Source organism: Ruegeria sp. CF8, from assembly GCF_056537285.1.
The window spans coordinates 1-16,234 of record NZ_JBQFRG010000011.1 but is presented as its reverse complement, the minus strand read 5'-3'; the positions used below and the strand labels follow the sequence as shown (position 1 = coordinate 16,234).

General features: G+C 55.4%; 29 protein-coding genes. 20 read left to right on the top strand and 9 right to left on the bottom strand.

Translation table 11 applies throughout. The annotated features are described in order from the left end of the window. Window positions 1-241: 241 nt before the first annotated feature. From rplB to ACR0EV_RS20250, 6 genes are all read left to right on the top strand, one after another. On the top strand, window positions 242-1,084 hold the full coding sequence (rplB, locus tag ACR0EV_RS20275; RefSeq protein ID WP_008757664.1) for a 50S ribosomal protein L2: 843 nt from the start codon (window positions 242-244) through the stop codon (window positions 1,082-1,084). Window positions 1,085-1,087: 3 nt separating this feature from the next. Then, entirely contained in the window at window positions 1,088-1,366 is a 279-nt protein-coding gene (gene rpsS / locus ACR0EV_RS20270) for a 30S ribosomal protein S19 (protein ID WP_005980699.1), read from the top strand. Between the two features lie 3 nt (window positions 1,367-1,369). Next, window positions 1,370-1,750, top strand: coding sequence for a 50S ribosomal protein L22 (gene rplV / locus ACR0EV_RS20265; protein ID WP_039538267.1), 381 nt, complete (start codon window positions 1,370-1,372; stop codon window positions 1,748-1,750). Then, window positions 1,750-2,457, top strand: coding sequence for a 30S ribosomal protein S3 (gene rpsC, locus ACR0EV_RS20260; RefSeq protein ID WP_171091997.1), 708 nt, complete (start codon window positions 1,750-1,752; stop codon window positions 2,455-2,457). Before rplV ends, rpsC begins: the two co-directional genes overlap by 1 nt. Before the next feature lie 12 nt (window positions 2,458-2,469). After that, entirely contained in the window at window positions 2,470-2,883 is a 414-nt protein-coding gene (gene rplP, locus ACR0EV_RS20255) for a 50S ribosomal protein L16 (RefSeq protein ID WP_117872242.1), read from the top strand. A 235-nt stretch (window positions 2,884-3,118) separates the two neighbouring features. After that, window positions 3,119-3,739: a 2OG-Fe(II) oxygenase family protein gene (locus tag ACR0EV_RS20250; protein ID WP_480801755.1), complete on the top strand. Its 621-nt coding sequence runs from the start codon at window positions 3,119-3,121 to the stop codon at window positions 3,737-3,739. 44 nt (window positions 3,740-3,783) lie between these two features. Here the strand turns inward: ACR0EV_RS20250 and ACR0EV_RS20245 are convergent, their stop codons facing one another. Then, window positions 3,784-4,155 carry a hypothetical protein gene (locus ACR0EV_RS20245; RefSeq protein ID WP_480801754.1) on the bottom strand — a complete coding sequence of 124 codons (372 nt, stop codon included), beginning with the start codon at window positions 4,153-4,155 and terminating at the stop codon, window positions 3,784-3,786. A gap of 954 nt (window positions 4,156-5,109) precedes the next feature. Between ACR0EV_RS20245 and rpmC the strand changes: the two genes are divergently transcribed. The 13 genes from rpmC (at window position 5,110) to ACR0EV_RS20180 (ending at window position 10,423) form a co-directional block, all read left to right on the top strand. Next, window positions 5,110-5,316, top strand: a complete 207-nt coding sequence (gene rpmC, locus ACR0EV_RS20240; protein WP_010437082.1) for a 50S ribosomal protein L29 — start codon at window positions 5,110-5,112, stop codon at window positions 5,314-5,316. 4 nt (window positions 5,317-5,320) lie between these two features. Further along, on the top strand, window positions 5,321-5,551 hold the full coding sequence (rpsQ, locus tag ACR0EV_RS20235; RefSeq protein ID WP_171092001.1) for a 30S ribosomal protein S17: 231 nt from the start codon (window positions 5,321-5,323) through the stop codon (window positions 5,549-5,551). A gap of 75 nt (window positions 5,552-5,626) precedes the next feature. Then, entirely contained in the window at window positions 5,627-5,995 is a 369-nt protein-coding gene (rplN, locus tag ACR0EV_RS20230) for a 50S ribosomal protein L14 (protein WP_008757934.1), read from the top strand. Window positions 5,996-5,997: 2 nt separating this feature from the next. After that, window positions 5,998-6,309 carry a 50S ribosomal protein L24 gene (rplX, locus tag ACR0EV_RS20225; protein ID WP_171092002.1) on the top strand — a complete coding sequence of 104 codons (312 nt, stop codon included), beginning with the start codon at window positions 5,998-6,000 and terminating at the stop codon, window positions 6,307-6,309. Beyond that, complete coding sequence (gene rplE / locus ACR0EV_RS20220) at window positions 6,302-6,862, top strand: 50S ribosomal protein L5 (RefSeq protein WP_480801753.1); 561 nt, start codon at window positions 6,302-6,304, stop codon at window positions 6,860-6,862. Before rplX ends, rplE begins: the two co-directional genes overlap by 8 nt. 19 nt (window positions 6,863-6,881) lie before the next feature. Beyond that, window positions 6,882-7,187: a 30S ribosomal protein S14 gene (gene rpsN / locus ACR0EV_RS20215; protein WP_068340744.1), complete on the top strand. Its 306-nt coding sequence runs from the start codon at window positions 6,882-6,884 to the stop codon at window positions 7,185-7,187. Window positions 7,188-7,200: 13 nt separating this feature from the next. After that, entirely contained in the window at window positions 7,201-7,593 is a 393-nt protein-coding gene (rpsH, locus tag ACR0EV_RS20210) for a 30S ribosomal protein S8 (RefSeq protein ID WP_068340741.1), read from the top strand. A gap of 11 nt (window positions 7,594-7,604) precedes the next feature. Further along, window positions 7,605-8,138 carry a 50S ribosomal protein L6 gene (rplF, locus tag ACR0EV_RS20205; protein WP_155148689.1) on the top strand — a complete coding sequence of 178 codons (534 nt, stop codon included), beginning with the start codon at window positions 7,605-7,607 and terminating at the stop codon, window positions 8,136-8,138. Window positions 8,139-8,149: 11 nt separating this feature from the next. Then, a complete protein-coding gene (gene rplR / locus ACR0EV_RS20200; protein WP_039523386.1) occupies window positions 8,150-8,509 on the top strand; it encodes a 50S ribosomal protein L18 in 360 nt (119 codons plus the stop codon). Window positions 8,510-8,625: 116 nt separating this feature from the next. Next, a complete protein-coding gene (rpsE, locus tag ACR0EV_RS20195; protein WP_039523389.1) occupies window positions 8,626-9,204 on the top strand; it encodes a 30S ribosomal protein S5 in 579 nt (192 codons plus the stop codon). 12 nt (window positions 9,205-9,216) lie between these two features. Then, window positions 9,217-9,405 (top strand): 50S ribosomal protein L30, encoded by a 189-nt coding sequence (gene rpmD, locus ACR0EV_RS20190; RefSeq protein ID WP_050605831.1) that lies wholly within the window; start codon window positions 9,217-9,219, stop codon window positions 9,403-9,405. A 117-nt stretch (window positions 9,406-9,522) separates the two neighbouring features. Then, window positions 9,523-9,906 carry a hypothetical protein gene (locus ACR0EV_RS20185; RefSeq protein ID WP_480801752.1) on the top strand — a complete coding sequence of 128 codons (384 nt, stop codon included), beginning with the start codon at window positions 9,523-9,525 and terminating at the stop codon, window positions 9,904-9,906. Window positions 9,907-10,210: 304 nt separating this feature from the next. Beyond that, window positions 10,211-10,423 carry a DUF1127 domain-containing protein gene (locus ACR0EV_RS20180; RefSeq protein ID WP_480801751.1) on the top strand — a complete coding sequence of 71 codons (213 nt, stop codon included), beginning with the start codon at window positions 10,211-10,213 and terminating at the stop codon, window positions 10,421-10,423. Window positions 10,424-10,636: 213 nt separating this feature from the next. Here ACR0EV_RS20180 and ACR0EV_RS20175 read toward each other — a convergent pair whose 3' ends face one another. After that, window positions 10,637-11,317 carry a hypothetical protein gene (locus ACR0EV_RS20175; protein WP_480801750.1) on the bottom strand — a complete coding sequence of 227 codons (681 nt, stop codon included), beginning with the start codon at window positions 11,315-11,317 and terminating at the stop codon, window positions 10,637-10,639. Between the two features lie 38 nt (window positions 11,318-11,355). After that, window positions 11,356-11,937, bottom strand: coding sequence for a YceI family protein (locus ACR0EV_RS20170; RefSeq protein ID WP_480801749.1), 582 nt, complete (start codon window positions 11,935-11,937; stop codon window positions 11,356-11,358). A gap of 148 nt (window positions 11,938-12,085) precedes the next feature. Here ACR0EV_RS20170 and ACR0EV_RS20165 point away from each other — a divergent pair, with 148 nt between their 5' ends. Next, entirely contained in the window at window positions 12,086-12,472 is a 387-nt protein-coding gene (locus ACR0EV_RS20165; RefSeq protein ID WP_480801748.1) for a MarR family winged helix-turn-helix transcriptional regulator, read from the top strand. Between the two features lie 109 nt (window positions 12,473-12,581). Here ACR0EV_RS20165 and ACR0EV_RS20160 read toward each other — a convergent pair whose 3' ends face one another. From ACR0EV_RS20160 to ACR0EV_RS20135, 6 genes are all read right to left on the bottom strand, one after another. Continuing rightward, window positions 12,582-12,878: a 50S ribosomal protein L23 gene (locus ACR0EV_RS20160; protein ID WP_008757532.1), complete on the bottom strand. Its 297-nt coding sequence runs from the start codon at window positions 12,876-12,878 to the stop codon at window positions 12,582-12,584. Then, window positions 12,875-13,492: a 50S ribosomal protein L4 gene (gene rplD / locus ACR0EV_RS20155; protein WP_155148664.1), complete on the bottom strand. Its 618-nt coding sequence runs from the start codon at window positions 13,490-13,492 to the stop codon at window positions 12,875-12,877. The genes ACR0EV_RS20160 and rplD overlap by 4 nt, the downstream gene beginning before the upstream one ends. After that, window positions 13,489-14,214, bottom strand: a complete 726-nt coding sequence (gene rplC / locus ACR0EV_RS20150) for a 50S ribosomal protein L3 (protein WP_170334115.1) — start codon at window positions 14,212-14,214, stop codon at window positions 13,489-13,491. Before rplC ends, rplD begins: the two co-directional genes overlap by 4 nt. 18 nt (window positions 14,215-14,232) lie before the next feature. Further along, window positions 14,233-14,547, bottom strand: a complete 315-nt coding sequence (gene rpsJ, locus ACR0EV_RS20145) for a 30S ribosomal protein S10 (protein ID WP_008756422.1) — start codon at window positions 14,545-14,547, stop codon at window positions 14,233-14,235. Window positions 14,548-14,835: 288 nt separating this feature from the next. Next, a complete protein-coding gene (locus tag ACR0EV_RS20140) occupies window positions 14,836-15,735 on the bottom strand; it encodes an AEC family transporter (RefSeq protein ID WP_480801747.1) in 900 nt (299 codons plus the stop codon). Window positions 15,736-16,124: 389 nt separating this feature from the next. Beyond that, the coding region (locus ACR0EV_RS20135; RefSeq protein ID WP_480801233.1) for an EF-Tu C-terminal domain-related protein at window positions 16,125-16,234 on the bottom strand (110 nt) is incomplete at its 5' end.

Here is a 16,234-nt window from a genome sequence, read left to right as displayed (position 1 = left end):
TTCCCTCTCGGTAATTTAGTGAGTTCTATCACAAATTGATGGTTTCTTAAACTTGGCTATTCACCTATAGACACCCACCCCCAACCCTGTTACACGCTCCCAATCTTGCGGCCTCGGATTCGTTCCGGGGCCTCTGATATTTGTAACCGGGGACCTTCGGGGCCCTATACCCTTGGCACCTACGGGGGCCTATCACATAGCAGGGAAAACCCCTGCACTTGCTAAACGGAAGACAGAAAGCATGGCACTCAAGTCGTACAAGCCGACGACGCCGGGCCAGCGCGGGCTGGTGCTGATCGACCGTTCGGAGCTTTGGAAAGGACGTCCGGTCAAGTCTCTCACTGAGGGTTTGACCAAATCGGGCGGCCGGAACAACACCGGACGGATCACTTCACGCCGCCGCGGCGGTGGCGCAAAGCGTCTCTACCGGATCGTTGACTTCAAACGGAATAAATTTGATGTCGCGGCAACCGTCGAGCGGATCGAATATGACCCGAACCGGACCGCATTCATCGCACTGGTAAAATACGAAGACGGCGAGCAGGCATATATCCTGGCTCCGCAGCGTCTGGCTGTTGGTGACAAAGTCGTGGCATCCGCCAAGGCCGACATCAAGCCGGGCAACGCAATGCCGTTCTCGGGCATGCCCATTGGTACCATCGTCCACAACATCGAGATGAAGCCTGGCAAAGGCGGTCAGATCGCACGTGCGGCCGGTACTTACGCCCAGTTCGTTGGTCGCGATGGCGGCTACGCTCAGATCCGTCTGAGCTCGGGCGAGCTGCGCATGGTCCGTCAGGAATGCATGGCCACCGTCGGTGCCGTGTCCAACCCCGACAACTCGAACCAAAACCTCGGTAAAGCCGGTCGTATGCGCCACAAGGGCGTTCGTCCGTCGGTTCGTGGTGTTGCAATGAACCCGATCGATCACCCGCACGGTGGTGGTGAAGGTCGTACCTCGGGTGGCCGTACGCCGGTTACGCCGTGGGGTAAGGACACCAAGGGTAAGCGTACCCGCAACAAGAACAAAGCGTCCCAGAAGCTGATCATCCGCTCGCGGCACGCCAAGAAGAAGGGACGTTAATCTATGTCTCGCTCTGTTTGGAAGGGTCCTTTCGTCGATGCTTACGTGCTGAAAAAAGCCGAAGCAGCGCGCGAGTCGGGCCGCAACGAAGTCATCAAAATCTGGTCGCGTCGTTCCACCATTCTGCCCCAGTTCGTGGGTCTGACTTTTGGTGTGTACAACGGTCAGAAGCACATTCCCGTCAACGTCTCGGAAGACATGATTGGTCAGAAGTTCGGTGAATACTCGCCGACCCGCACCTATTATGGCCACGCCGCAGACAAAAAAGCGAAGCGGAAGTAAGTCATGGGCAAGGAAAAGAACCCCCGCCGCGTGGCTGAAAACGAAGCAATGGCGAAAACGCGCATGCTTCGCACCAGCCCGCAGAAACTGAACCTGGTTGCGCAAATGATCCGCGGCAAGAAAGTTGAGAAGGCTCTGACCGACCTGACTTTCAGCAACAAGCGTGTCGCGCAGGACGTCAAGAAGTGCCTGCAGTCCGCAATCGCGAATGCCGAAAACAACCACAACCTAGACGTTGACGAGCTGATCGTCGCCGAAGCCTGGGTTGGCAAGAACCTGGTCATGAAGCGCGGTCGCCCGCGTGCCCGTGGCCGTTTCGGCAAGATCATGAAGCCGTTCTCGGAGATCACCATCAAGGTGCGTCAAGTTGAGGAGCAAGCCTAATGGGACATAAAGTCAATCCGATCGGCATGCGCCTTCAGGTCAACCGCACCTGGGACAGCCGCTGGTACGCTGATACCAAGGACTACGGTGATCTTCTGCTGGAAGACATCAAGATCCGTGAGTTCATCAACAAAGAGTGCAAGCAGGCCGGTGTTGCACGTGTGATCATCGAACGTCCGCACAAGAAGTGCCGCGTCACGATCCACACCGCACGTCCGGGTGTCATCATCGGCAAGAAAGGTGCGGACATCGAAGTTCTGCGCAAGAAGCTGGCCAAGATGACCGACAGCGAACTGCACCTGAACATCGTCGAAGTGCGCAAGCCGGAACTCGACGGTCAACTGGTTGCCGAGTCGATCGCTCAGCAGCTGGAACGCCGTGTCTCGTTCCGCCGCGCGATGAAGCGTGCTGTTCAGAACGCCATGCGCATGGGCGCCCTGGGTATCCGGGTGAACGTCGCTGGTCGTCTGGGTGGTGCCGAAATCGCACGGACCGAGTGGTACCGCGAAGGCCGCGTGCCTCTGCACACCCTGCGTGCCGACATCGATTACGCACATGCCGAAGCGATGACCCCCTATGGGATCATCGGGATCAAGGTCTGGATCTTCAAAGGTGAGATCATGGAGCACGATCCGCAGGCACGTGACCGTAAAGCACAGGAACTCCAGGATGGTCCGGCACCTCGCGGTGCAGGCGGCCGTCGCTAAGGGGGAATTGAGATGCTTCAACCAAAGCGTACAAAATTCCGCAAGATGCACAAAGGCCGGATCAAGGGTGAAGCCAAAGGCGGCTCTGATCTGAACTTTGGCACTTACGGTCTGAAAGCTCTGCAGCCTGAACGCGTCACTGCGCGTCAGATCGAAGCTGCACGTCGTGCCATGACCCGTCACATGAAACGTCAGGGTCGTGTCTGGATCCGTATCTTCCCCGACACTCCGGTCACTGCAAAGCCGATCGAAGTTCGTATGGGTAAAGGTAAGGGTTCGGTGGACCGCTGGGTTTGCAAGGTCAAGCCCGGTCGCGTGATGTTCGAGATCGACGGCGTCAATGACGACATCGCCCGCGAGGCCCTGCGCCTGGCCGCGATGAAGCTGCCGATCAAGACCCGCGTCGTGGTTCGCGAAGACTGGTAAGCGATTGGGGCTAAGGCCCAGTTCGCAAAAAGATTGACCCCCGTCGGAACACCGGCGGGGGTTTTATGTTGGGGGCGCTGCCCCCGCCGCGGCAAGCCGCGCCTCCCCCGAGGTATTTTTGGCCAGATGAAAAATGGATCCGCTCTTCATCTGGCTAAAAATATCTCGGAGCGCGAGGCAGAGCCTCGCAATTCCGCCATCGCCTTCCCCGCATCACTGGTCTAAGAGATGGCGCATGGCACAGATTGAATCACTCTTCGTTACCCGTCTCTATCGCGCAGCTTTGTCCGAGTTTGGTCCTAAGATCGATGCGGAGGAGTTGGAAAACTCCTGCCTTGTCATTGCCGAAGATGACGAGGCCGGGCAGGATTGGTGCGAAGAGAACGGCTATCCTGGCTATACAAGCTATGCCTCGCTGACCGACCTGCCCTGGCGGTTCCCGATCTTTGCCGATCTGGTGAAAGTGCTGGATCAACACGTGGCGGCCTTCGCCAAAGATCTGGAGTTCGATCTTGGCGAAGGAGAACTGAAGCTGGAGGATCTGTGGATCAACATCCTGCCCGAAGGCGGAATGCACTCCAGCCACCTGCATCCGCACAGTGTAATCTCGGGCACAACCTATGTGGCGATGCCCGACGGGGCGAGCGCGCTGAAGCTGGAAGACCCCCGCTCAGGCCGCATGATGGCCGCGCCGACACGGCTGAAAGGCGGGCGACGGGATTTGCAGCCGTTCATCTATATCAAGCCGAATGTAGGCGACGTCCTGTTATGGGAAAGCTGGCTGCGCCATGAGGTGCCGATGAACATAGCCGAGGACGAGCGGATCTCGGTCAGTTTTAACTACAAATGGGAGTGAGCCTCGGTCCGCGAAACAGCGATCAAGCTGCACCACGCCCATTACTATTTTGCGCTGACACGAGCCCGAAATTTGGGAAAACCGATGCAGTTTCCGTTTACCGATCCAGACCTGTAGGTCCCGTTTTTGAATTTGAGATCGAACTTCATAACGCTTCCGGAAGAACAGCTTCCCTGTTTTGAAAAGATTGCGTCGAACTGAAGCCGATCATCTGTTACCTTTCGCACCTTAACACCCTCAGGTGTAATGCCATGGGCGGCAAGAACCTGCGGTGTGTTATTGGCGACGGCGATATCCATCTGCCAAGGGCGATTGGAATTAATAGTCAGTGTCCACTTTCCGTCCGGGGCAGCCGAAGCGCCGTTCGCCATGGCCCACGCGATGCCAACTAAGAGTGCAAATTTCAGTTTTTTCATTTCATCACCAAAAATTTAAGGTCAACTAAATCGCTCGTTGCCTGACACGACTTCGTTGCCGATCAGCCCTAATCCTCAAAAACACGCAGCCCAAAGGCAAACTTACAAAGTCTGACAACCCGACAAACTGGGCCGGCCACCGCCGGACGAAGAAGCTCCGATTAATGACGTAAGTGTGCTGTTCCCGACCCCGAAGTCTTGGGTCGAGTTAGATCTAATCGTGAACTCTGATGACGTAACGCCCGCATGATTGATGCGGAACCTGCGCGGTTCTGACGACGAGTTTCGCACAGTGTAGAGAATCCCCTGACCGCGGGCAGCCTCAACAGGACCGTACGATACGATGCGCATTGTCGAACAGTCTCCGACGGTTGACGCAAGCTGGCTGCTACATGAAAGCCCGCGCTTTCGACGTTCCGCCTCAAGCAACGGAACAGCCTCGTTAATTTTCTTGGAGAATGCATATCGTCCACACAAGTCGCTGTTGGACAATTGAGCTACATCTTGTTGAGACAATTGGGCTGTCGGGACGCCACAGGCGGAAACTGCGACAACCAGGGTAAGTAGAGAACCGCGCAAAACACGTTTTCTAATTTCAACAAAGTACATAACCAGACACCCTAACACTCATACAAAACAACATTAATGACTGTAATGATGCTACGAATTGAAACATTCACCGTCAACTCTAGGGTCAAAGCTGGCACCTAGACGTTTAAACCCGATAACTTTGTTGAATCATTATGGCCGACAAAACGTGTGCCATTCACCAGACATCTTCGTATTTGTTGCCTCTAAACTTCCTCTTGCCACCCACCCCCTAAACCCTTATACGGCGGCATCCTGCAAGTCCCCCGGCCGAGTCGGGGGATTCGCATGTCTATCATTCATCCACCAGGTCCAAGGTGACCCTGCAAGGGGGCCTTCTGGTGTTTTGAGCAAAGGAAAAAGGCGATGAACGCCCAAGAACTGCGTGACAAGACCCCGGACCAGCTCCGCGAGGAACTGGCCAACCTGAAGAAAGAAAGCTTTAACCTGCGCTTTCAACAGGCAACCGGTCAGCTGGAAAATACAGCTGGTATCAAAGCGGCCCGCCGCAATGCTGCCCGCGTCAAAACCATTCTGAACGAAAAGGCCGCTGCCGCGGCATCGGAGGAGTAATCCTATGCCCAAGCGTATCCTGTCCGGAATCGTAACCAGCGACGCCAATGAGCAGACCGTGACTGTTTCGGTTGAACGCCGTTTCAAGCACCCTCTGCTGCAGAAAACCGTTCGTAAGTCCAAGAAATACCGGGCTCACGACGAAAAGAACGCCTTCAAGGTCGGCGACACCGTACGCATCATCGAATGCGCGCCGAAATCGAAGACGAAACGTTGGGAAGTTCTGGAAGCGTAAGCTTCCGGGATTTTTCATTTGTCGAAACCCTGGGGGATCTAATTAGACCAGCCCCCACAGGTCGGGAGAAACCACATGATCCAGATGCAGACCAATCTGGATGTCGCTGACAACTCCGGCGCACGCCGAGTTCAGTGCATCAAGGTCCTGGGTGGTTCCAAGCGTAAATACGCCTCCGTCGGCGACATCATTGTCGTCTCGGTGAAGGAAGCCATCCCGCGCGGCCGCGTAAAGAAAGGTGACGTTCGTAAGGCCGTCGTCGTACGCACCGCCAAAGAAGTCCGTCGCGAAGACGGCACCGCGATCCGTTTTGATCGCAACGCCGCCGTCATCCTGAACAACAACAACGAGCCCGTCGGTACCCGTATCTTTGGCCCCGTTGTTCGCGAACTGCGCGGCAAGAACTTCATGAAAATCATCTCGCTGGCTCCGGAGGTGCTGTAATCATGGCTGCTAAACTCCGTAAAGGCGACAAGGTCGTCGTGCTGGCCGGTAAAGACAAAGGCAAAGAGGGAACCATTTCCTCGGTTGACCCGAAGGCCGGTAAAGCTGTTGTCGATGGCATCAACATCGCCATCCGCCACACCCGTCAGTCGCAAACCTCGCAAGGTGGTCGCCTGCCTCAGGCAAACCCGATCGAGCTGTCGAACCTGGCGCTGCTGGACAAGAACGGCAAAGCAACCCGCGTTGGCTTCCGCATGGAAGGCGACAAGAAGGTTCGCTTCGCCAAGACCACAGGGGACGTGATCGATGCTTGATAACGCAACCTACACCCCGCGTCTGAAAGCACAGTACGCTGAAACCATTCGTGCCGCGCTGAAAGAAGAGTTCGGCTACAAGAACGACATGCAGCTGCCCAAGCTGGAAAAAATCGTTCTGAACATCGGTTGTGGTGCTGAGGCGGTCAAAGACTCGAAGAAAGCAAAAGCTGCTGTCGAAGATCTGACTGCAATTGCTGGTCAACAGGCCGTTGCAACCAAGGCGAAGAAGTCGATCGCGGGTTTCCGCGTCCGTGAAGACATGCCGCTGGGCGCGAAAGTGACCCTGCGCGGTGACCGGATGTACGAATTTCTGGATCGTCTGATCACCATCGCGCTGCCGCGCGTTCGTGACTTCCGCGGTGTTAAGCCGTCTTTCGATGGTCGTGGCAACTTTGCCATGGGCATGAAAGAGCACATCGTGTTCCCGGAAATCGACTTCGACAAGGTCGACGAGGTCTGGGGCCTGGATATCGTAATTGCCACCACAGCGAAAACCGACGCTGAAGCGAAGAGCCTGTTGAAAGCATTCAACATGCCGTTCAACGCGTAAGCGCCGGGAGGATTGAGACATGGCTAAAAAAGCAATGATCGAACGCGAGAAGAAGCGCGAACGCCTGGTGGCCAAATATGCCGCAAAGCGTGCCGAGCTGAAAGAAATCGCGAATGACGAGAGCCGCCCGATGGAAGAGCGTTTCAAAGCGCGTCTGAAACTGGCGAAACTGCCGCGCAACAGCTCGGCTACCCGTCTGCACAACCGTTGTCAGCTGACCGGTCGTCCCCACGCTTACTACCGTAAGCTGAAGGTCAGCCGTATCGCGCTGCGCGAGCTGGGTTCTGCTGGTCAGATCCCCGGCATGGTGAAATCGAGCTGGTAAGGGAGACATAGATATGAATGATCCTATCGGCGATATGCTCACCCGTATCCGCAACGCGCAAATGCGCGGCAAGTCCACCGTTTCCACCCCGGCTTCCAAGCTGCGCGGTTGGGTTCTGGACGTGCTGGCGGACGAAGGCTACATCCGTGGCTATGAAAAGACGACCGGTGAAAACGGTCATCCGGCCATCGAAATCAGCCTGAAATACTACGAAGGCACCCCTGTTATTCGCGAACTGAAGCGGGTCTCGAAGCCCGGTCGTCGCGTATACATGGGCGTCAATGACATCCCGCAGGTCCGTCAGGGTCTGGGCGTGTCGATTGTCAGCACTCCGAAAGGTGTGATGTCGGACGCAAACGCTCGCTCCAACAATGTTGGCGGCGAAGTGCTCTGCACCGTCTTCTAAGGAGGTCTGCAATGTCTCGTATTGGTAAAAAACCGGTCGAGCTGCCCAGCGGCGTTACCGCCTCTGTGTCCGGCCAGACCATCGAAGTCAAAGGTCCGAAAGGCACCCGCAGCTTCACCGCCACCGACGACGTGACGCTGTCGGTTGAAGACAACGTGGTCAAGATCGACCCCCGTGGCATGTCCAAGCGTGCCCGCCAGCAGTGGGGCATGAGCCGCACCATGGTTGCCAACCTGGTAACCGGTGTGACCCAGGGCTTCAAAAAAGAGCTGGAGATCCAGGGTGTTGGTTACCGGGCTCAGATGCAGGGCAACACCCTGAAGCTGAACCTGGGTTACAGCCACGATGTTGATTTCACTGCCCCGGAAGGTGTCACCATCACCGCACCGAAGCAGACCGAAATCGTTGTGGAAGGTATCGACCAGCAGCTGGTGGGCGAAACCGCGGCCAAAATCCGCGAGTGGCGCCGTCCCGAGCCGTACAAAGGCAAGGGCATCCGCTATAAGGGCGAGTTCATCTTCCGCAAGGAAGGCAAGAAGAAGTAAGGACGCAAACAATGGCAAACAGCAAAAGAACCCTGTTTCTGAAGCGCCGCCTGCGCGTTCGGAACAAACTTCGCAAAGTCAACGCCGGCCGTGTACGCCTGTCGGTTCACCGTTCGAACAAGAACATCAGCGTTCAGCTGATCGACGACGTTCGTGGCGTGACCCTGGCCTCGGCCTCGACCCTGGAAAAAGATCTGGGTGTTGTTGGCAAGAACAACGTCGAAGCGGCCACCAAAGTGGGCGCGGCCATCGCCGAGCGTGCCAAGAAGGCAGGCGTCGAAGAGGCCTATTTCGATCGTGGTGGCTTCCTGTTCCACGGCAAAGTGAAGGCTGTCGCCGACGCTGCGCGTGAAGGTGGTCTGAAGATCTAAGACTTGCGGGCAGCTTTGCGGCTGCCCCGATGATCCGGGGGCCTCGGCAAAAGTCGGGGCTCACTTGGATTGAAGCAAACGGCGTCACAAGCGCCACATGAGAAAAGGGATGCCAAATGGCAGAACGTGAAAACCGTCGGGGCCGTGGCCGCGACCGTGAAGAAGCACCGGAATTTGCAGATCGTCTGGTCGCAATCAACCGCGTGTCTAAAACCGTAAAAGGTGGTAAGCGCTTTGGCTTCGCCGCTCTGGTGGTTGTCGGCGATCAGAAAGGCCGCGTCGGCTTTGGCAAAGGTAAAGCGAAAGAAGTACCTGAGGCCATCCGTAAGGCGACTGAACAAGCCAAGCGTCAGATGATCCGCGTGCAACTGCGCGAAGGTCGTACCCTGCACCACGACATCGAGGGCCGTCACGGCGCCGGTAAAGTGGTTATGCGTACCGCACCTGAAGGTACTGGTATCATCGCCGGTGGTCCGATGCGTGCCGTGTTCGAAATGCTGGGCGTCAAGGACGTTGTGTCCAAGTCGCTGGGCTCGCAGAACCCCTACAACATGATCCGCGCCACCATCAACGGCCTGCAGAAAGAGCAGAGCCCGCGTTCGGTTGCCGCACGTCGTGGTAAAAAAGTTGCCGACATCCTGCCCAAGCGGGACGAAGCCCCTGCGGCCGAAGCGCCTGCTGAAGCCGAAGCGTAAGGAGAGCGACCCATGGCAAAAACCATCGTCGTCAAGCAGATCGGTTCCCCGATCCGCCGCCCCGCCGAACAGCGCGCAACCCTGATCGGCCTGGGCCTGAACAAGATGCACAAAACCCGTGAGCTGGAAGATACTCCGTCGGTTCGCGGTATGATCCGTAAGATCCCGCATCTGGTAGAGATCGTCGAAGAGCGCGGCTAAACGTAGCCTCTTTGAAGAACTAGAAACGCCTCTGACTTTGGTCAGGGGCGTTTTTTCTTGCGTTTAACTGCGTCTGACGTATCGTTTTGATCCATTTTGATTAAAGAGTGAGAAAAGATGCGACTGTTCCTATCCGCGCTTTGCGCAACGGCTATTGGTGTTACCGCACATGCAGCCTGCCCCAACAAAGCTCCAAAACTCTCGAAAAGCTATTTCTCGAACGGCGACCAGAAAGTGAATGCAGCCTGGCTGCAAAAAAACCTTGCGGGACGAAAAGTCGTTTACCCCGGCAAAGACACAGAAACATATTTTGCCGACGGAACCTATTCCTACAAGAGGAATGGTCAAACATGGAAAGCAAACTCATACAAATTTTACGACAACGGGATGCGTTGCATTGGATACCAAAAACCTCGGTTTGATCTTTATGTCGTGAACAACGGCAAGCTGATTCTGGTAAATGAGCAAAAAGAGAGATACGAGGGGAAGATTAGGAAATAGTAGGCTTTTGGGCGTTTTTTACTTTTTCACAAGGCGTTAGTGCCGCCACACGGCCTGCGTTCTTTAGTGGAAACGCCCTTACAACAGTTTCTGAGTGCTTTTAACCCCCATAGAGCCTTCCGAATGTCCTACGCCGTCCGTGTTGCGTCAGGATCAACCTTTGTCATACCGAAAACGCATAGCGGCTAGACCGAAACCTCTGTTGTTAGCGATAACCTTCGACCTTATCTCAGCCTTGTCCAAACAAGGAACACAAGAAGGAAACGTCAAGGAATACGCCTTGATTTGAGAAAGGATTAAGAAGATGACCACTGCTACACTTACACATTCTGGCTTGAACTTCACCGCCCGGATTGCGGACATGATCGAGCGCGTGAAAGCCGCGCGTGCCCGTGCTGCTGAGTACCAGCGTACGTTTTCCGAGCTGCAACGTCTGAGCAACCGCGAACTCGATGACATCGGCATCCGCCGCTGTGACATCGCGGATATCGCACACAAGCATGTCTACTGTTCGTAATTTCGGACGGCCGGAAGCATGTGACAAAGGCGCCGTTTGGCGCCTTTTTTGTTTGGTGCATTGGCTCATACAGCGACCGGAAGGCGACTAACGGCGAGTGTACTGTCTAAAGATCACAGTGCCGCTGTATGGGGCTAAAATCCTACTCTACGTCGCTTTCCAGACATAGACTCTCGCACAACGCGTTCCTCCCATCCCTAGCCTTCGTACGCACTACCCCAATGACCGCCTACGGCAGAGTGGTTCAGTCTCCACTGCAATCCGTTGCTCGCGCTTGATGTGGCCCAGCACCTCACGAAACGCGCGGTGCTTGGGTTTGCCTTCCAGATAATCTGCCAGTTTGAGCAGGTTGATCGGATGCTTCTTTACAAGCAATTCGATCCGTTGCACGGCATCGTCCAACGAATAATGATCGACGAACTGGCAAGCCACCTGCGTCGGGGTCAACAGGCAATAATCCTGAGCGCGCTTGGCGGTGTAGCGCGTGATGTCGAAGGGCGACGCACCCAGGGCGTGGAATTTGGGGATGTGTACGCGCATGTCCGCCTCTACGTGTTCCAGCACCGTACCGGAGGTCTGACGGAACCCCAGCGGGCCAAGCTTGCCGACAACATGCTTTCGCATCGCCGGAGAGATCATGTCTACGTCGGCCCGGTCGTATTTCAGATCATCGAATACTGACAACAGCCCCAACTTTTCATCGGCTATCTGGAAATACGGCTCACCACTGAACGTTCGCATTTTTTCCAGCACCCGGTTACGTTCAGCTGTCGGATCAGAGACGAAATCGACCTCGCCAGTTCGAACCGCCGAAGTCGCGAAACCAGGCAGCAAGCGTCTTAACAGCGACTGCTGCTTATTTCCATGCTGTGGTGTGTTCTTAGAGTCAGCCATGCCATTTGATGTAGCGCCAACGGGCTGACTTACCATTCTTACCCGTCAGCCTTCATCTCGGTATCGATCATAATTGTTATTGGACCGGTCGAAAACGGACCTACGCCAAACTCTGTATGATCAATCTCACCAGAGGCCGAGAATGCCACCCAGTCACCCTTATAATAGTCAAGTGATCCACCCAATGGGTGCGCGCCCTGATGCGTCAGCGTGGTTTGCAAAGTCACAGGCTTTGTTACGCCGTGGATTGTAAGGTCACCGGTCACGTCCGCAGTCGCATCACCGGTTCGCTTAATCTCTGTGCTGACGAATGTGATCTCGGGATAGGTTTCGACCTCAAGAAAGTCAGCGGACTTCAGGTGATCGTCCAACGGCCCAAAACCAGAAGACAAGCTGGAGGTATCGATAGTCACGTTAAGTGTAGAAGCTTCGATATCGTCGGCATTCAAATCCAAAACGCCTTCTACTTTGGTGAATTCGCCATGCTGGTTCGAGACGCCCGCATGGCTCCAACCGAACCGGACTTCAGTATGTCCCTGGTCGGTTTTGTAGGTCTGCGCAAACGCCGGAGTTACAGCAGCGAAGAAGGCCGCGGTTGCAATCATAGACTTTATAGTCATTTTAATCTCCTTTCACCCGGTAGGTACTGGATTATAGATGAATTTTCATCTAATTAAATTCCACCAAAACTGCAATCGAAATGAGAGAGTACACAAAGTTGTGAAAAACGATCTGCCGACAGCTTTTGAAACCGAAATATGGGTCGCTATGAACCGAGCCACCCGACGAATCCAATCGGATATCAGCGCGGCCTTGAAGGAAGCGGGCCTACCGCCGTTGAAATGGTATGATCTGCTCTGGTCGCTCGAGCGCCACGGTGGACAGTTGCGTCCCTTTGAACTTGCACAGGACACCATTTTCGAACAGTCAAACCTGTCCCATCTCAGCAAACGGCTGGCTGCAGAAGGTTTGGTCGAATTTGTTGAATTTGACAGTGACAGGCGGGGGAAAGTCCTGAAGATCACCCAAAAGGGCCGAGACCTGCGAAAGCGCATGTGGTCCATCTACGGCCCTATGCTTCATGACAGGATGCGCAGCTTTGGCGCGGTCAACGGTTGGAAGGCGTTCATCGACGCGGAACAAGGCCAATTCTGATCAAACCAATAGCACCAAGTTTCCGACGTGATTGAATTTCATACTGCGGAACGCACAAAAAAACCCCCGCTTGCGCGGGGGCCTTTATCTTCTCCAAAGACAAGTCCGATCAAAGACCGGTGGACACGTCGATGGTGTTACCCTCTTCCAGGGTCACGTATGCTTTTTTGACGTCTTTCCGACGGCCCAGTTGGCCGCGGAACCGCTTGACCTTGCCTTTGGTCACGGTGGTGTTCACCGCTTTGACCTTCACACCAAACAGCGCCTCAACGGCCTCTTTGATCTGCGGCTTGTTGCTGTCGATCGCCACTTCAAAGACAACCGCGCCGTTTTCGGACGCCATGGTCGACTTTTCGGTGATGATCGGCTTGCGGATCACGTCGTAGTGTTCTGCCTTCGCGCTCATTTCAGACGAGCCTCCAGTGCTTCGACAGCCGCTTTGGTGAGCACCAGGGTGTCACGCTTGAGGATGTCATAAACGTTTGCACCCATCGACGGCAGGATATCCAGACCTTCGATGTTGCGCGACGCCTTCAGGAAACCTTCGTTCACGGTCGCGCCGTCGATGACCAGAGCGCGTTTCCAGCCCAGGTTTGCAACCTGTTTTGCCAGTGCGGCGGTCTTGCCTTCGGCTTCGGCGTTCTCGATCACAACCAGTTCGCCTGCTTTGGCTTTGGCCGACAGAGCGTGGCGCAGGCCAAGCTTGCGGAACTTCTTCGGCAGGTCGTGGCCGTGCGAACGAGGGGTCGGGCCCTTGTAGATACCACCCTTGCGGAAGATCGGAGCGTTGCGGTCACCATGGCGTGCGCCACCGGTGCCCTTCTGGCGATAGATCTTCTTGGTCGAGTAGCTGGTTTCCGAGCGGGTCTTGACCTTGTGGGTGCCGGCCTGCGCGTTGTTGCGCTGCCAACGGACCACACGGTGCAGGATGTCCGCACGCGGCTCGAGACCGAACAGATCGGCGTTCAGCTCGATGTCGCCGGCTTTGCCGCCGTCCAGTTTGATTACATCAAGTTTCATGCTTCACCACCTTCCGCGGGAGCTTCTTCCGCAGGTGCTTCGGTTGCAGCCGATTTCACAGCAGCCGGGAAAGGCAGGCCTTCCGGTGCTTTCTTCTTCACGGCGTCCTTGACGGTGACCCAGCCCGATTTCGGTCCGGGAACGGCGCCTTTGATGAAGACCAGACCACGGTCGGCGTCGGTTTTGACGACTTCCAGGTTCTGGGTGGTAACACGGGCAGCACCCATGTGACCGGCCATCTTCTTGCCTTTGAAAACCTTGCCCGGGTCCTGACACTGACCGGTCGAACCGTGCGAACGGTGGCTGATCGAAACACCGTGCGAGGCGCGCAGACCACCGAAGTTGTGGCGCTTCATCGCACCGGCAAAGCCTTTACCGATCGAAGTACCCGAAACGTCAACCTTCTGACCTTCCAGGAAGTGTTCTGCCGAAATCTCAGCGCCCACATCAATCAGGCCATCTTCAGAGACGCGGAACTCGGCCAGCTTACGCTTGGGCTCAACCTTTGCAGCGGCATAGTGACCGCGCATGGCTTTCGAGGTGCGTTTTGCCTTGGCAGCACCTGCGCCCAGCTGAACGGCGGTGTAGCCGTCTTTGTCAGCGGTGCGCTGTGCAACGACCTGCAGGTTGTCCAGGTGAAGAACGGTCACAGGAATCTGCTTGCCGTCTTCCATGAACAGGCGGGTCATGCCAACTTTTTTTGCGATAATACCAGAGCGCATAATCTATACCCTCCGATCTTACGACTGCAGCTTGATCTCGACGTCCACACCAGCAGCGAGGTCGAGCTTCATCAGCGCGTCAACGGTCTGGGGGGTCGGATCAACGATGTCCAAGAGACGCTTGTGCGTGCGGATCTCGAACTGGTCGCGGGATTTCTTGTCAACGTGAGGGCCACGGAGAACCGTGAACTTCTCAATCTTGTTCGGCAGCGGGATCGGGCCGCGCACGTTCGCGCCGGTCCGCTTGGCAGTGTTGACGATCTCTTGCGTGCTGGCATCCAGAACGCGATAGTCAAATGCCTTCAGCCGAATACGGATGTTTTGGCTTTGCATAGATACAGCCTTTTATCAGGCGTTGAGGTTGAGAGGAGGACAGACGCGCATCGCCAACCCTCTTCGAACCCAAAAGGCGGGAATCACCCCGCCTTGATGTTCTTGTTGAGAACTCGCGCGTATTAGTGGGATTGGTGGGATTTGGCAAGGGGGTATCTGTGCAAACTGGACGCCTCACAAAACCAGATCAGAAATCCGAAACGCATAGGTGCCTTCGACACAGTTTCCTTTAGGTCAAACTCTTTTGAACAGATCACTCACCGTGCGCTTAGACCCCCGCGCCCAGAATTAAACCCAATATGTCAACGCCAATGGCAGAACCAGCAGCGTCGTCAGGGTTGACAAGAGGATAAATCCCGCCACGTCAGGTGCTCTGTCGGGCTGGTACTGGTCTGCGAAAAGATAGTTCGCGACGGACGAAGGCATCAAGCAGCACAGGATAACGACGCCGCGCTCAGTACCAGTGAAGCCAAATAACCAAGTCGCAAACAAGGCCACGACAACTGCGATGCCTAAATGAACAATGGTCAACACACCCGCTTGCCGCACATCTCTTATCTGAAAAGAAGCCAAGGTATGCCCCATCGTCAAAAGGAGCAGCGGTATCGTTAAACCACCCAAGATATTGAAACTCGACTCTATTGGTTGTGGCAGGCTGAATCCGGTGAAAACAACGCCCAAAGCGATGATCGCCGCGTAAATTACCGGAGAAGTGATCAGCCTTTTTATCGAAATAGTACCGGATGGAATCCAGATGCCGATTGAAAACATGCAAAGAAGAATGACCACGACGAAGCCCATTGCATAGGCCAACCCTTCTCCGCCAAAGGCCAGCAACGTGACCGGCAAACCTATGCCCCCGATGTTTCCGTACATTAATGGGCCAAGGAAAACGGGCACAGAGTATCCTAACACTCTGAGGGCAATAAAACTCAACGCGGCGAAGCCAGCGACGATTGTCGCTGCTGCGGCCATCACCGTCAGAAAGGTGTTTGCATCGATCTGCGCCGTTGAAAGATGCGATATAACAAGCGTAGGAAAGCCGACACGTGATATCAGCCCGTTTATCACTTTGTTGTCGAAGGGCACTTTGAACAGAGCCAGACAGTATCCTATGCCCGCACAGATCAGAACGGGTAGAATGATATTGAAAACATTCAGGAATACATGTTCGAGATGTGTAATCATCGCAGTTTCCGACCCTGTTAGCAGAGTGCGCGTTCAAATCTGAAGAACACTGTACCAACGTCGACAATGTGGCAAGGTCTGGCATTCGAGCTGCTGGTTAACAGTGCTCCGCGAAATAGCGTGTATTGCGCTGTTTCTGATTTGCCCTGAGGTTTGGCACAAGTCACCTATTCTGGGCAGTTTCCGTTGGATTAGCCGCAAGACATTTCGACGAATAGCCTCTGCCTCATGTGTTCGCCCGGTTGGCACAAGCTGTATACGCTTGAAATGTTAGAAACGAAAAAGGCCGCCCCCCTGTGGGACGGCCTTCTTTAGTTCTTTACCGAGTTGCTCCCGGCAGATTTTCCTGAGGAAAATCGCCTGCCGCAACCAGGCGCGACAAGCGCGCCTTACTCGATGATCTTCGACACGACGCCGGCGCCGACGGTGCGGCCACCTTCGCGGATCGCGAAGCGCAGGCCCTGCTCCATCGCGATCGGTGCGATCAGCTCAACGCCGA